At 68.9% G+C, this 14,734-nt stretch carries 14 protein-coding genes; 8 read left to right on the top strand and 6 right to left on the bottom strand.

Annotated elements, in window-relative coordinates; translation table 11 throughout:
• The first annotated feature begins 212 nt into the window (after positions 1–212).
• From trhA to F9278_RS32035, 4 genes are all read left to right on the top strand, one after another.
• A complete protein-coding gene (trhA, locus tag F9278_RS32055; protein WP_152171410.1) occupies positions 213–971 on the top strand; it encodes a PAQR family membrane homeostasis protein TrhA in 759 nt (252 codons plus the stop codon).
• Positions 972–1,167: 196 nt separating this feature from the next.
• A complete protein-coding gene (locus F9278_RS32050; protein WP_152171409.1) occupies positions 1,168–2,772 on the top strand; it encodes a DHA2 family efflux MFS transporter permease subunit in 1,605 nt (534 codons plus the stop codon).
• Between the two features lie 4 nt (positions 2,773–2,776).
• A complete protein-coding gene (locus tag F9278_RS32040) occupies positions 2,777–3,478 on the top strand; it encodes a TetR/AcrR family transcriptional regulator (protein ID WP_193241720.1) in 702 nt (233 codons plus the stop codon).
• Positions 3,479–3,511: 33 nt separating this feature from the next.
• Complete coding sequence (locus F9278_RS32035) at positions 3,512–4,237, top strand: Mut7-C RNAse domain-containing protein (RefSeq protein WP_152171408.1); 726 nt, start codon at positions 3,512–3,514, stop codon at positions 4,235–4,237.
• A 102-nt stretch (positions 4,238–4,339) separates the two neighbouring features.
• Here the strand turns inward: F9278_RS32035 and F9278_RS32030 are convergent, their stop codons facing one another.
• On the bottom strand, positions 4,340–4,735 hold the full coding sequence (locus F9278_RS32030) for a hypothetical protein (protein WP_152171407.1): 396 nt from the start codon (positions 4,733–4,735) through the stop codon (positions 4,340–4,342).
• A 479-nt stretch (positions 4,736–5,214) separates the two neighbouring features.
• Positions 5,215–6,090: a class I SAM-dependent methyltransferase gene (locus F9278_RS32025; RefSeq protein ID WP_152171406.1), complete on the bottom strand. Its 876-nt coding sequence runs from the start codon at positions 6,088–6,090 to the stop codon at positions 5,215–5,217.
• 55 nt (positions 6,091–6,145) lie between these two features.
• Between F9278_RS32025 and F9278_RS32020 the strand changes: the two genes are divergently transcribed.
• The 4 genes from F9278_RS32020 to F9278_RS32005 all read left to right on the top strand — a co-directional run bounded on the left by F9278_RS32020 (position 6,146) and on the right by F9278_RS32005 (position 7,879).
• Positions 6,146–6,865: a GntR family transcriptional regulator gene (locus F9278_RS32020; protein ID WP_152171405.1), complete on the top strand. Its 720-nt coding sequence runs from the start codon at positions 6,146–6,148 to the stop codon at positions 6,863–6,865.
• Positions 6,866–7,014: 149 nt separating this feature from the next.
• Positions 7,015–7,350: a hypothetical protein gene (locus F9278_RS47550; protein ID WP_226967049.1), complete on the top strand. Its 336-nt coding sequence runs from the start codon at positions 7,015–7,017 to the stop codon at positions 7,348–7,350.
• Positions 7,350–7,622: a hypothetical protein gene (locus F9278_RS32010; RefSeq protein WP_152171404.1), complete on the top strand. Its 273-nt coding sequence runs from the start codon at positions 7,350–7,352 to the stop codon at positions 7,620–7,622. Before F9278_RS47550 ends, F9278_RS32010 begins: the two co-directional genes overlap by 1 nt.
• Positions 7,619–7,879, top strand: coding sequence for a hypothetical protein (locus tag F9278_RS32005; protein ID WP_152171403.1), 261 nt, complete (start codon positions 7,619–7,621; stop codon positions 7,877–7,879). The genes F9278_RS32010 and F9278_RS32005 overlap by 4 nt, the downstream gene beginning before the upstream one ends.
• 102 nt (positions 7,880–7,981) lie before the next feature.
• Here F9278_RS32005 and F9278_RS32000 read toward each other — a convergent pair whose 3' ends face one another.
• Genes F9278_RS32000 through F9278_RS31985 form a run of 4 tightly spaced genes read right to left on the bottom strand, consistent with a single transcriptional unit; the run spans position 7,982 to position 14,653 of the window.
• Positions 7,982–10,477 (bottom strand): galactose oxidase-like domain-containing protein, encoded by a 2,496-nt coding sequence (locus F9278_RS32000; protein ID WP_152171402.1) that lies wholly within the window; start codon positions 10,475–10,477, stop codon positions 7,982–7,984.
• Complete coding sequence (locus F9278_RS31995; RefSeq protein WP_152171401.1) at positions 10,474–11,727, bottom strand: glycosyltransferase; 1,254 nt, start codon at positions 11,725–11,727, stop codon at positions 10,474–10,476. Before F9278_RS31995 ends, F9278_RS32000 begins: the two co-directional genes overlap by 4 nt.
• The gene (locus F9278_RS31990; RefSeq protein WP_152171400.1) at positions 11,724–13,394 is read right to left on the bottom strand and encodes an ArnT family glycosyltransferase; all 1,671 of its coding nucleotides are present in this window, start codon (positions 13,392–13,394) and stop codon (positions 11,724–11,726) included. The genes F9278_RS31995 and F9278_RS31990 overlap by 4 nt, the downstream gene beginning before the upstream one ends.
• Positions 13,391–14,653 carry a glycosyltransferase gene (locus tag F9278_RS31985; RefSeq protein WP_152171399.1) on the bottom strand — a complete coding sequence of 421 codons (1,263 nt, stop codon included), beginning with the start codon at positions 14,651–14,653 and terminating at the stop codon, positions 13,391–13,393. Before F9278_RS31985 ends, F9278_RS31990 begins: the two co-directional genes overlap by 4 nt.
• Between the last annotated feature and the right edge of the window lie 81 nt (positions 14,654–14,734).

Here is a 14,734-nt window from a genome sequence, read left to right as displayed (position 1 = left end):
TCCGCCTTCCTTCCGCCCTCCTTCCGCCCTCCTTCCGCCCTCCTTCCGCCCTCCTTCCGTCACCACCGCTTCACCGCGGGTATCCGGATGTGCGCGCGAACAACGCCGTCGGCATCCGCCCGCGAGCCCCGCGTGAGAGGATGGCCACTTGTGGGAGCGCGAACAGCCCGCACGGTCCCGTAAGTTACGGCTCCGTAGGTACGATGCAAGGCATGACAGCGCCCGTCCCCGATGCACACACGGAGACGCCGGCCGACGGCCGCGATTCCGACACGCGATCCCTGCCTCATCAGATCGCCCACCAGATCACCGATGAGATCCACCAGATCACTGACGAGATCAAGCCCAAACTCCGGGGCTGGCTGCATCTCGGCATGTTCCCGGCCGTTCTCGTGGCCGGCCTGGTGCTCACCGCCCTCGCGGACTCCACCCGCGGACGTATCGCCTGCGGGATCTTCGCCCTCACGGCCTGCCTGCTGTTCGGTGTGAGCGCGCTGTACCACCGGGGCACCTGGACGCCGCGCATGGACGGCATCCTGCGCCGACTGGATCACGCCAATATCTTCCTGATCATCGCGGGCTCCTACACCCCGCTCACCATGCTGCTCCTGCCGGGCGCCAAGGGTCAGTGGCTGCTCTGGGGCATCTGGGGAGCGGCGGTCGCCGGTATCGCCTTCCGGGTCTTCTGGGTCGGCGCGCCGCGCTGGCTCTACACCCCCTGCTACATCGCGATGGGCTGGGCGGCCGTCTTCTTCCTGCCCGACTTCATGCGCACCGGCGGCATCGCCGTCCTCGTCCTGGTGATCGTCGGCGGTCTCCTCTACAGCGTCGGCGGCGTCATCTACGGCCTCAAGCGCCCCGATCCGTCACCGCGCTGGTTCGGCTTCCACGAGGTCTTCCACTCCTTCACCCTCGCCGCGTTCGTCGTGCACTACGTGGGGATCTCGATGGTGGCGTACCAGCACGCGTAACCCTCCGGGACGACCGGAACCCCCAGGACGACCGGAACCCCCGGGGCGACCCGACGCAGCGCCTCACGAAGTGGCCGTGGCTATCAAGCCGCGGCCACTTTCGCGTACCCGCCTCCGCCCCGCCCCGCCCCCGCCCACGGAATCGATCGACCCTCACAATTGACATTCACCACCTTTTGAGAGCTACTCTCATTTCATGGACACTGTCACTAGTACTGCTGTCGACCCTTCACAGGCCCGGCCCGACCCCCGCCGCTGGTGGGCCCTCGGCGCCCTCGTCGCGAGCATGCTGACGCTCGGCTTCGACATGACGATCCTCAACGTGGCGCTGCCGACCATGGCCGGGGAACTGGGCGCCACCACCGGTGAGCAGCAGTGGATGGCGGACGCGTACATCGTCGTCTTCGCGGCGCTGATGCTCCCGGCCGGACTGCTCGGCGACCGCTTCGGCAGGCGGCTGATGCTGATCGTCGGGCTGGGGATCTTCCTGGCCGGCTCGGTCGTGGGCGCGCTGGCCGGGGACGTGAACGCGGTGGTCGCGGCCCGCGCCGTCATGGGGATAGGCGCCGCGCTGGTCACCCCTCTGGCCCTCTCCGTCCTGCCCTCGCTCTTCACCCCGGCCGAGCGCACCAAGGCGGTCGGCATCGTCTCGGCGGGCTCCATGCTGGGCCTGCCGCTCGGCCCGATCATCGGCGGCTGGCTCCTCAACCACTACTGGTGGGGCTCGGTGTTCCTGATCAACGTGCCGATGGCGGCCCTCGGCATCGCCGCCTGCGTCTTCCTCCTCCCCGAGACCCGCGACCCCGCCTCCCCCCGCGTCGACGCCGTCTCCACCGCGCTCACCGCGGCGGGCCTCGGCTCCCTCATCTACGCGATCATCGAGGCGCCCACCCGAGGCTGGGCCGACCCGCTGGTCCTGGCCATGTTCGCGGCGGCCGGTGTACTCATCACCGCGCTGGTGCTCCGCGAACGACGGTCCGCGCGTCCCATGCTCGACATGGGCCTGCTGGCCCAGCGCGGCTTCCTCTTCAACACCCTCGCCGCGACCCTCGTCATGTTCGTCCTGTCCGGCCTGCTCTTCGTCCTGCCGCCCTACCTCCAGGCCGTCCTCGGCCACGACGCCCTGGGCACAGGCGTACGACTCCTGCCGCTGATGGGCGGCCTGCTGGTCGGCGCGCGGACCGCGCAGCCACTCGTCGCACGGCTCGGCGCCCGGTCGGTGGTGAGCGCGGGCCTGGTGGTGCTGGCCTTCGCCGCGCTCCTCGGCAGCCGTACGACGGTCGACTCCGGCTACGGCTTCACGGCGCTGTGGCTGTCGCTGGCCGGGGCCGGGTTCGGGCTGGCGATCGTGCCCGCGATGTCCGACGCGCTGGGCACCCTGCCCACGGACCGGGCCGGCAGCGGCTCGGGGCTGCTGATGACGCTGCGCCAGGTGGGCAGCGCGATCGGCATCGCCCTGCTCGGCAGCCTGCTCGCGGGCGTGCTCCGGGACCGCCTCGACGTCACCGGCCTGCCGAAGGCGGCGGCCGACACCGCCGGGGACTCGGTGGTGGCGGCACACCTGATCGCCGAACGCACGGGCGCGGACGCCCTCCTCACCTCCGCGAACTCCTCGTACGTCCACGGCATGGGCGTGGTCCTGCTGGTCTGCGGCGGCGCGTCCCTGGTGGCGGCACTACTGGCGGCGGCGTTCCTGCCGAGCGCGCCGACGGACGGGGACACGGGTGGCGAGGGCGGCGCCGGAAGCGGGCGGAGCACGGGCCCTGACCTGGCCACCTCCCCGGCCGATGCCCGACAATGACCCCATGACGGCCGCACACCCCACCACCCCCACCAACTCTTCCCCCTCCCCCTCCCCCTCCCCCTCTTCCTCCCCCTCTTCCTCCCCCTCTTCCTCCCCCTCTTCCTCCCCCTCTCCGCTGGGACTGCGGGAGCGGAAGAAGATCAAGACGCGCGAGGCGATCCGCGCCGCGACCTACGCGCTGGTCCGGGAGCAGGGCTACGACGCCACGACGATCGAGCAGATCGCCGACCGGGCGGAGGTGTCCCCGTCGACCGTCTTCCGCTACTTCCCGACCAAGGAGGACATCGTCCTCACCGACGAGTACGACCCGATCCTCCTGGAGGAACTGCGGTCCCGCCCGGCGGACGAACCCTGGCCGGACAGCATCCGCCACGTCATGCGCGAGGCCGTCCGCACGGGCGTCGAGGAGGACATGGAGGTGGCCCGCCTGCGGACCCATCTGATGGTCCAGGTCCCGGCCGTCCGCTCCCGCATGATGGAGAGCATGTCGGTCACCGGCCGCATGCTCTGCACGGCGATCGCCGAACGCACCGGCCGCGACCCGGACAGCCTGGAGGTCCGGGTCTGGGCGATGTCCCTGATGGGCGGCCTGATGGAGACATCCCTGTACTGGGCGGAGAACGACCACCGCGACGACCTGACCACCCTCGTCGACCGCACCCTGACCACCCTCCAACAGGGCCTCACCCCGGAAAACCCCTGAGCCCGCCCGCCTCCCCCATGCCATCCTGACCAGGTGAAACCCGTCGAGATCCACATCGAAGTCGCCCCCGAACTGGCCCTGTTCGTCCCCCACACCCGCCGAGGCCGCACGACCCCCCTGGCCACGGACGGCGTCTCGACACTGGGCCACGTCGTGGAGTCCCTGGGCGTCCCTCTGACGGAGGTGGGCGCGCTGCTGGTGGACGGCCGCGAGGTCCGGGTCTCTCACATCCCGACGAACGGCGAGTCGGTGACCGTACGTCCGATGCCCCGCCCCCAACACATCCCCGGCGCCCCTCTCCGCTTCCTCCTCGACGTCCACCTGGGCACCCTGGCCCGCCGCCTACGCCTCCTGGGCGTCGACGCGGCCTACGAGTCCACCGACCTCGGCGACCCGGCCCTGGCAACGCTCTCCGCCACCGAACAACGGGTAATGCTCAGCCGCGACCGAGGCCTGCTGCGCCGACGGGAACTGTGGGCGGGCGCCTACATCTACAGCACACACCCATCGGAACAACTCCGAGACGTCCTCGCCCGATTCGCCCCCGCCCTCCACCCCTGGACCCGCTGCACCGCCTGCAACGGCCCCCTCAGGCCGGCGACGAAGGAAGAGGTCGCGGACCGCTTGGAGGGCGGGACGGAGCGGTCGTACGACGTGTTCGCACAGTGCGGCGACTGCGGCCGGGCGTACTGGAAAGGCGCCCACCACGAACAGCTGGAGGCGATCGTGCGGGAGGCGCTGAGAATGCGTACGAGGTGATGCGGGGCTGGCTGCTGTAGTTGTGCTGACACCTACGAACCGCGTCTCAAGCCCCGTGCACTCCCCGCAATAGCCGCTTCTCCAAGCCGAACTGCATGCCCGTCAGGTCGGACGTGGACAGGCCACGGCCATTTTGGATGAGTCCGCAACCGTCACCCAAACCTGGAACGGATAGTTCGACGCGGATACTCCTTGAATGGAAAAACGTACCCCCTCACCCGGCAGCAATGTTCGACGGATGAGATCAGGAACCACCGGTCCAGGTAGGTTTTCAGACAGCAACGAAAGCTCGCGCAACGTTTCGCCACTAACGTTGCGCAATACGTACTCCTCCCCGCCCATGGACTCCACTTCGACAATGCGCCGCGCGAGTTCCGTCAACTCAAGAGCGCGTTTCGTGTACTTGGCCTGTCGACGCGTGTACCAGATGGCGATGCACGCCACAATGACTGCCGCCACAGTGGCGACCGCAGTGACGTCGTTGGCAGATGTGCTCACACCCAGTACAACGCTGGGCAAAGCTCAGGGTTACGTGCCGATCCCTCACTCCACGTCCTGAAGGTCCTTCTGAAGGTCCTTGCGTCCACGGATGGCCGACTTCGAGTTGGACACCTGCGCAACCTGAAGCGCCGCTTGAGCCACCTCCGCCGCCTGGCGGGCGGATTTCGCACTACGCGAAGCTGTTCTGAGCGCCACGACGCAGGCAGCGAAAGCTCCGATTGCTGCGCACAGAGTGAGGACACTGATGGTCGGGCTAGGGTGATCGATCATTGAGCGGGTCACCTTCCCTTGATTCGCTCACCGCTTTGCAACGTAAGCGTGTCATGTGAACTGCCCAAATGCAGAGGAACTCTGCAATGCGGCACGGTAGTTATGAACTGCTAACTTCTGCCACCGAGCTTGGGTCACGCCCTGCTTGGACAGCCATAACGAGCTGAGCCAGTACGGAGCACGGCATTTGGCCGTGTCGCTCCAGGTCAATGATGCCCCGCTCGCCACGACGAGCTCCCATTCACGTCTGTGTGGCAGGTCGCTGGATACACAGCCCGATGGCCGACCACCAACAGATGGGAACTCGCTGCCAGTAGCTCCGGGTGCGGCTCCGCCAGCCGCGCTGCCGTCAGGACCGACTCGAACAAAGGGGAGTCGGCAAGGGACTCACCAGTGTGACGTTCGGTGGCGGCCAGGAGAGACCAAGCCGGTCCCTCGACACCGTAGACCTGGGTGGTGGCGAACCCGGCAGTGACCGCCTCTTCGAGCAGTTGGGCGCCGCTGTGGAAGTACGCCTTCGTGAATGCCCTTTTGCCGTCGTGGATCTGGGTGGCGAGGATGTTGGTGATGCTGTCGCGCAGGGGCTCCTTGTGGAGGTGGGCGAAGGCGGTGTGTTCGAAGAGGGAGGCGTAGCGGTTGATGCCGGCCGCTGCGAGGAGGCCTCCCGGATTGAGGACGCGGTGGGCTTCGGCGAGGGCCCGGTCGCGGTCGGTGCGGTCGGGGAGGTGGTACAGGGGGCCGAGGAGGAGGACGACGTCGTACGAGGCGTCCGGGGCTGTGAGGTGGCGAGCGTCACCCAACTCCGCTGTGGCACCCACCCGTTCGGCCTGGGGCAAGTGACGGGGGATCGGGTCGATGACGTGGACTTCGTAGCCGTCGGCCACCAGCCAGCGGGCGTGCGCGCCGGGGCCGCCGCCGACGTCGAGGATGCGGGCGGGCGGGGGCGGCAGATGGCGGCGTAGCAACTCCTGGGTGCGGATCAGTTCCAGGTGTCCGTCCGCCGTCGTGGACAGCCGGTCGGACTCGTCGATCGTCTCCGTGTAGAACCTCACGATCTCCGGCACTACCTCAGGGCTTGTCATACGGGCATTCTGGTGGCGAACCGGTGGACCAGTCCAGTGATCGGATACGAGACCCATGCCGCAGCTGAAGTACGAGCAGATCGCCGAGGATCTACGCACTCGGATCGCGAACGGCGAGTTCGACCCCGGGGACTTGCTTCCGTCCGGCCGTGATCTGGCCGAGCAGTGGGGCGTGTCCAGAGCCACCGTCGTCAAGGCGTACGACGTTCTGCGCAACGACGGTCTTGTCAGTGCTCGGCAGGGTGCTGGGTTCGTCGTCGCCGAGACCCCCGTCGCCCGGCCCGCCGGTGGCCGCCGGGCCGACTCCACCCGAGTCACAGGTGGCGCCCCGTACCGGCGCGTCGGTGTCCCCGACCGTACGGTGCCGCCGCCCCACGTCGCGGCTGCGCTGGAATTGGAGTCGGGCGAGGAAGCGCTGCGGAGAATCCGGCTCGTGTTGCTCGACGACGGCTCCCCTCACACGCTCGTGACTGCCTGGTTTCCGGCAGCCATTGCCGACGCCGCCCCGCGTCTGGCTCTGAAGGGGCCCATCGCCGAGGGGACCACGCACTACGTGCGGCGCGAGACAGGCCGTATCCCGGTGGAGGGGACTGACACGACGACGGTGCGGCTGGCCGACAGCGATGAGGCCCGGTTGCTCGAAGTGGAGCAGCCGGCCGCGGTCGCCGTCGTACTGCACGTGGCCTTTGACCAGGACCATCGACCGCTCGTCTGCGAAGAAGGCGTGACGGCCTCTCATGTGTTCGAGCAGGTCGACAACTACCCCATGAGGTAGGGAAACTGGCGTTTCGCTTGACTGGACCGGTCCACCGGTCCAGTCTCTTTCTTGGGCCGCCGTCCCGCCCGCAACGGGCATGGCAGACCCCGGCAATCGCCCGCTCGGTCCCGGGGCATGGCCGATCCGACCTGACAAGGAGACCGACGATGCACCTTCTCTCACGGGCACTCGTACGGGTGAGGGCCGTAATCTTCAGGACGCCTCAGCCTGAAGACGACGGCGCGGCCCACGAATCCGACACCGCACCGACCCCCGCCCCAGACCTGACCCTCCCCCACCCCTCCCCCGAGATGTGGGCCGCCTTCCTCGCCAGCGCTCGGCGTCGCAGGGGCCGAACGCGAACCCGATGTCCGTGGCCCCGCACCGAACTGCCGGACATCACCGCCGAGGACATCGCCAGCACCCTCGTCGGCGCGTACATCCTGACTCCCGAGGTACGCCAACAGGTCAGGCAGGCACCGAAGTTCGCGGAGGCGAGCTGATGACCGGAGAACAGGGACAGGGACCGGGACGGGGACCGGGACGGGGACCGGGACGGGAACGGGAACAGGGACAGGTCCAGGCCGTCGCCCGGCGCGTCGAGATCCCCATGCTTCGCGCCTACCGGCTCTGGTTCGAGCACACCCGCAAGTGCGCCCATGGCTGCAAGGGCCGCCCCAAGGCCCAGGACGGGTGCGGTGAAGGGCGGCAGCTGTGGGGCACGTACCGCCTCGCCCGCATCGGCCGCATCGGGAAGGGCGAGGCAACGCCATGAGCTGGACCATCGAGCGCACCCCCGAGCGGCCGGTACGGCGTACCGGCGACGACCGTCTCGCCGTACCGCTACGGGTGACTCGTACCGGCGGAGACCCGGCGGACACCGAGCTGACCCTCACCCTCGCCGAAGCCGAGCACCTGCACGCCGCCCTCTGCCGCGCCCTCGACAGCCAGCCTCCGCCCCCGAACGCGCCTGACTGTCGCCGGCCCGTTCAAGCCTCGCCCAGCGTCGCGCGCATCGTCGGGCGCGCGTGACCGACACAGCCCCGCACCCGGCGGACAACCACCGGATACGGGGCCACATCAAGCGCACACCAAGCGCACATCAAGCGCGCCCACCCGCAGGCGTCGCAGGCGTCAGCCGCGCCTCACATCCCCTTTCCCGCAAGCCACACCATCGCGGTCCCGGTCCAGCTTCAGCGGGTCGTCCTTGCCGTTGACCTTCAGGCGGCCGTAGTCGTTCTCCTTCAGCCACTCGCAGCGGGCAGCGGTCGTGTTCTTGACCTCCGCCGGGAAGGCCGTCGGGACGCAGACGTTGGCCGTGCCGTAGTGGCGGTCGCAGCCGGAGATCGTCGGGCTGACCTTCTTCGACTTGGTCTTCTTCGCCGGGCCCGTGGTCTTGCCCTTCGGGGACTCGGCGAACTCGTGGACGTGGGCCGAGGGGGCCTCGCCGGAGGCTTCGGCGAGGGCGGAGGGGCCCTGGAGGTGGACCCATTCCGCCACCGACGGGATGCCGTTGGCGTCGACCGCGAAGAGCATGTACCAGCCGGGCGGGGCCAGGTTGGGGTTGCTCGTCACATTCAGGTCGACGTTGTTGCCGTCGACCGACAACGGCAGGTCCACGAAGCGCTGGTTGGGGTCGGAGGAGTGGGTCACGGCCGCGGGGCGGATCAGTTCCGCCTTCGCGATCGGGCGGTCCACCGTGATGCGTTGCGTGTCGCCGTACACCCACTCCTTGTCGATCACCGAGGTGATGTCAGGACGCGCGCCCTTCAGCAGATACGGCGGGGTGTAGATCGACACGTCGTGGTTCCAGGAGCCGTTGCCCGGGTTGTCGCCCGTGGTCATGACACGGCCGTCGGGGAGCAGGAACGCCGAGGAGTGGTAGCCGCGCTCCTCCGGGTCCGTCGCCACCGGGTCGAACGTGTTCGTCGCCGGGTCGTAGAGCGACGTCTCGTACACCGGGTCGGCGCGGTTGTGCAGGGCGCCGCCGGTCTCCAGGACCTTGCCGTCGGGCAGCAGCACCGCGGAGACGTACATCTTGCCCTGGTTCCCGGTCTGGGCGACCTTCCCGTTGCCCAGGTCCACCGTGCCCTGCGGGATCGGCGGGCCGGCGACGTACGCCGGGTTCGCGGCCTTGAGGTCGATGACGTCGGTGAGGCGGTTCGCCTCGGGGTTGGACTCGATGTTGCCGCCGCCGATCGTCAGGACCTTCTGGTCCTGGGCGGGCGGCAGCAGCACGCTCGCGGACTGGTCGCGCTGGTCCTTGTTCTGCAGGCCCGGGATCTGCGTGACCGTGTTGGCGTCGTAGTCGTAGATAGCCGAACCCGTGCCGGGGATGTTGTTGCCGAAGACATGGCTGCCGGAGTAGAAGAGGCGGCCGTCCTGCATCAGGATCATCGACGGGTACAGACCCCAGTACGACCAGGTCTGGTTGACCTTCCACAGCGGCTGCCACCGCTGCTCGGCGTCCGACCACAGCTCGGCCGTCACCGAACCCGTGGAGTCCTCGCGCAGACCGCCGAACGAGATGACGTCACCGTTGCCGAGGATCGTCGCCGACGGGTACCAGTGGCCGTCGTTCATGTCGTTGGTCTTGCCGTACGTCTCGGTCACCGGGTCGAAGATGTACGAGTCCTTGTAGCCCTCGTAGCCGTGCGAGCCGTCGGCCGCCGGGTACGCCTTGTTGCCGCTCATGACGAGGACCCGGCCGTCGTCCAGCTGGACATGGCCCGCGCAGAACATGTCGTCCGGCGTGGGGATCTGCTTGTACGTGCCGTTCACCGGGTCGTACACGGCCGAGGTGAACGTGCCCGCCTCGAACATCTGCTCGCTGTTGCCGGAGCCGGCGATCAGCAGCACCTTGCCGTTGTTGAGGACGACGGAGTGCATGGAGCGGACGGGGTTCTGGGTGGGCAGCACGTCCCAGCGGCCGTTCAGGCACTCGTCCGCCGTGCCCGTGCAGTCGGGTTCGGGGACGGGATCGGCGACCACGTCCATCGTGTAGTCGTCGGTGGTGAGGGAGCCGGTGCCGTAGACGGAGGCGCCCCAGGTGATCCGGTCGGTGCCCGCCGGGATCTCGGGGGTGCGGACCGTCGCCTCGGTCCAACTCCCGGCCATCTCCAGCGTCTTGAGGTCGGTCCAGTACTGCCAGCCCGCCGTGGTGTCGTGCCGGAAGACAGTGACGGACGTGTCCGGGGTCGTCGACTTGTACCAGAGGGACAGGTCGTACTGCTTGCCCACCGCGACCGACGGCGCGCAGGCCGCCGACTCGGTGATCAGGGCCTTGCGGTCGCCGGAGACCCGGCGGGTCAGCTCGACCTTCATGGCCTTGGAGCCGGTGTGGGCGTCGGACGTGGTGGTGAAGGTGAAGTCGTTGTCGCCCCAGCCCGACTTCTCCCAGCAGTACGGCATGTCGTCACCGCCGGCCGTCTCGAAGCCGGGGTTCTGGATGAGGTTGGCGGCGGACGCGGGCTGGGGTGAGACCAGGAGGAGGCCGGAGGCGAGGGCTCCGACCGCCAGCAGGGCGGTTCTGCGCCTGACCCTCGGTCTCGGTCTCGCTCCGAGGCTCGCTCCGGGTCTCGGTCTGGGGCCTGCCCAGACCGTCAGGCGGTTGATCAGGTGGTTCTTCACGCGGCTCTCCTTGCCGGTTCGGCTGCCTGCTCGGCTGCCTTCCTCGCCTCGCCCTTCTCCGCGCCGCGCTCCCCGCGGCGGGACTTGGTGCGGGGCAGATAGACGAGCGCCTCGGTCCCGACGAAGCGCAGGACGAACGTCGTCACCAGGGCGAGCGCGGTCGCGGGCAGCGCGCCCATCCCGAACTCGCCCACGAACAGGGCGATCAGCGGGATACGCAGCACCAGGTCGGCGTTGGCGAGCAACGCGAACCGGCCGACGCGGTCCCAACCCTTGCGGTACTGGCGCCGCTCGCGGAAGCAGAGGTGCTCGATGAGGAAGAAGTTCCAGAGCACCCCGAGCTGGTTGGCGAGGATCTCGGCGGGGACGTAGTGCATCCCGGCCGAGGTGAGGGCGTACAGGCCCGCGAGGTTCGGCAGGAAGCCGGTGACACCGATCAGCCCGAAGACCATCATGCGGGCCAGCGGTGACGCGGTGCGCAGTCCGACGAGGTGGCGCAGGAACCTGAGGCCCTCCTGCGCGGTCGACTTGGACTCGCCGGCGTACCGGTCCTGGAAGACGAAGGGCACCTCCGTGACCCGCCGGGGGCGGCTGCGCACGGCGAGTTCGAGGAGGATCTTGTAGCCGAGCGGCTGGAGGATCTCGGCGGTGACCGCGCTGCGGCGGATCGCGAAGAAGCCGCTCATCGGGTCGCTGATGCCGTGCAGCCGGCGTGGGAAGAGGGACTTGGTGAGCCAGGTCGCGCCGCGTGAGACGGCGACCCGGTAGCTGCCCGCGAGTCCGGCGCGGCTGCCGCCCTTGATGTAGCGGGAGGCGACCACCAGACCCGCCGCCGACCGCTCCCCGGTCGCCACCAGGTCCGGTACGAGGGACGGCGGGTGCTGGAGGTCGCCGTCCATGACGACGATCCAGTCGGAGGTGGCGGCCTTGATGCCCTCGACCACCGCGCCGCCGAGTCCGCCGACGGGTTCGTCGCGGTGCAGCACGGTCACCGGGAACGGGCAGTCCTGCGCGGCCTTGTCGATCACCTCGGGGGTGTCGTCGGTGGAGTCGTCCACGAAGACGACCTCGCAGGGCAGCCGCCCGGGGACGGTCTCGGTGATCCGGTGCAGCAACTCCCGTACGTTGGCGGACTCGTTGAAGGTCGGTACGACGATGGTGACGGCCCCGGGTTCCGGGACCTCCGCCCCGCGCGCGGCCGGATCGCCGAGTTTCCCGGGCGCGGTGGACTCATGACTTCCGCTGTTCATCGGTCGCCTCCAGCGGCCTCGATCTCGCGGATCTCGATGCGGTCCTCGCCGGTGCCGAAGGTGGCGACCGGTGTCGAGTTCTCGATCGCGCCCTTGACGTTGGGCAGGTCGACCGCGTCACGCCGTACGGTCGGGGAGGCGACCACGTAGTCGAGGTCGCGCCAGCCGCGTGGCATCGTCTTCGTCACCGCCGGGTCGAGGTCGGCCTTGTAGAACCAGATGACGCCGAGTCCGGGCTTGTAGCCCTCGTGGACGAGGTCGAGCCAGAGCGCGTCGTCGACGAGGACCCGGGTGCCCGCCGGGTCCTCGATCTCACTGCCGAGCCACTTCGCGGCCTGCTGGTAGGGCGCGTTGGCGTTGAAGGTCATCGCGGTGTGGTTGCCGTCGTACCAGCGGGGCACGACGTACACCGCCGCGGCGGCGGCCAGGGCGACGGCCACGCCGTGCCGGGCCCAGGTCAGGGCCCGCTTCTCGGTCGTGCTCCGCCACCGGCGCAGCACTCCGTGGGTGACGCTGGCCGTGCCGCCCGCGAGGACGAGGGCGAGGAAGGGCAGCGCCTGGAGGACGTACATGGCGGGCAGATAGCCGGGGCGCAGGGCCATCGCGGCGAGTATCGCGACGGCGAGCGCGGGTCCGGCGAGGGCGCGCGCGGTCACCGACCAGCGCCAGGTCACCAGCAGGAGCAGCGCGCCCGCGAGCCCGCCGAGCGGCAGCACCCGGTCGTAGTAGAGCCAGGACTGCAGGACGCCGTACGAGCCGGTGCCCTCGGTGAGGATGAAGCCGGAGCCGGGGCGGCTCATCTGGTAGACGATGCCGTCCCACAGCGACACATGCCCGGCGCCGGGCAGCAACTCGCCCTTGAGCAGGGCGAACAGCGGGTACGAGACGCCGATCAGGACGCAGGCGGTGAGGGCGCCGGTGAGGGCGAACTTCCGGGTGTCGCGGTGGCTGTGCCGCCACATGGTGAGCAGCACGGCGGGCAGGACGAGGAGCATCGTCTCCTTGGTGAGCACGGCCGCGGCGGCGGCGAGGCCGGCGCCGAAGTGGTGCCAGAGGTGACGGCTCGGTGAGGCGGCGAGGCAGAACGCGAGGAGCGTCCACATCACCGCGATGTTGTCGAGGAAGATCTCCCGCTGGAGCACCACCGACAGCGGCGACAGCCCGAAGAGGGCCATGCCGAGGCCGGCGGCCCAGCGGGGCAGGGAGAGACGGCGGCCGAGGACGTAGACGAGGACGGCGCTGATCGCGCTGATCAGCAGCATCACCGCGCGCATCGAACCGACGGTCATCGACTCGGGGGTGAGCTGGGCGGGGATCCAGGTGAGTACGGCGAGCTGGATCCAGCCGAGCGGCGGGTGGTCGTACCAGTAGGTGTAGTGGGCGAGTCCCCTGCCCTCCTGCACGGCCCAGGCCTGGGCGAGGTAGGTGCCCTCGTCGTCGCTGAGGGTCGGGTAGTCGGCGATGTTCCAGCCCTGCACGATCATGATCGCGACAAGGAGGAGACCGCAGAGCAGCAGGTCGGGGCGCGATCCGCGCAGCCGGCTCGGTGTCGGCGGAGTGACAGGGGACATGATTGTTCGACCGGTCGAACCGGTCGCGGGCACAGCTGTCCGCTGCGCGGGGACCTTGACTTCCGTCTTGGTCGCCGCGGGAAGGGTGGAGGTCACGCAGGAACGTCCTCTCGGTTCACGTTCGCGAGATGTGCGCCGACGTGACTGGTCAACTCCCAGTCGTTGCGGCCGCGTTGCTCACGCCAGACGGCGCGCACGGCGGCGAAGGCGAGGAGCACCTGATAGAAGGGGCCGCCCACGACGAGCTTGGCGTAGTGCACGAACCTGACGCGCAGGCCGTACTGCTTGCCGAAGTCGTGCAGTCCGACCAGCTCGAACACGAAGGTGACGAGGGCGGTGACGGCCGGCAGGAAGGTGATGAAGGCGACGCCGACGGGGACGTCGAGGAAGAGCGCGATGGCCACGTTGAGCGGGATGATCACGCCGGAGATCGCCTGGAGATACGGCGTCATCAGGGTGTAGCGGGCCAGCAACCGCTGCCGCAAGCCGGGCAGTTGCTTCCAGTCCTTCTTCCGGTAGACCTGGAGGAAGCCCTGGTTCCAGCGGGTGCGCTGCTTCATCAGGGACATCAGGCTGCCGGGGGTCTCCTCCCGGGTCACCATGTCGGAGTCGTAGGCGACGACGACCTTCTTGCCGACGCTGGACAGGCGTACGCCCAGGTCGCAGTCCTCGGCGAGGCAGTTGGGGTCCCAGCCGTCGGCCGTGCGCAGGACGTCGGTGCGGACGAAGACGGTGTTCCCGCCGAGCGGGATGAACCCCTTCTGGGCGTGCAGATGCAGCCGGGACCGGAACCAGAAGAAGTACTCCAGGCAGTTGCGCAGGCTGTACCAGCTGGAGTGGAAGTTGATCAGCTGCACTCCGCCCTGGACGACGTCCGCGCCGGTGGTGCGGAAGGCGTGGTCGACATGGGTGAGCAGCTCGGGATGGACCTGGTCCTCGGCGTCGAAGACCCCGACGACATCGCCGCGGCAGTGCGGCAGCGCCGTGTTCATGGCCTTCGGCTTGTTCTTCTTCTCGTGGTGGTCGACCACCACGCGGACCCTCGGATCGCGCTCCTCGGCGGCGCGGGCCACCTCGGTGGTCTCCGGGTCGTCGTGCCCGACGATCACGATGATCTCGAAGTCGTCGTGGCTGGATTCGAGCAGTCGTTGGATGGTGTGGTCCAGCACGGCCTGTTCATGGCGTGCCGGCAGCAGCAGTGAGAACGACACATGCTCGTCGCCGTCCGGTCTGCTGAAGCGGGTGGAGGCCAGCACTTCGGGCGTTCGCCACGCGTGCATCTGCCACCACAAGGTGAAAGCCGCCATCCAGAACAAGGCAAGCGAGACGACGGCTATGAAGACAGACGTCAGCAAAATAGATCCCCCCGGATCCCAATACCCCCTGTCGCGGCGGGAGTTACTCCCGACGCGTCACTGTGGAGAGACTAGGGGGAA

It is taken from the genome of Streptomyces phaeolivaceus, assembly GCF_009184865.1.
Lineage (GTDB): Bacteria > Actinomycetota > Actinomycetes > Streptomycetales > Streptomycetaceae > Streptomyces > Streptomyces phaeolivaceus.
Note: the sequence above shows the minus strand (reverse complement) of the source record. Positions and strands in the feature narration are given on the sequence as shown.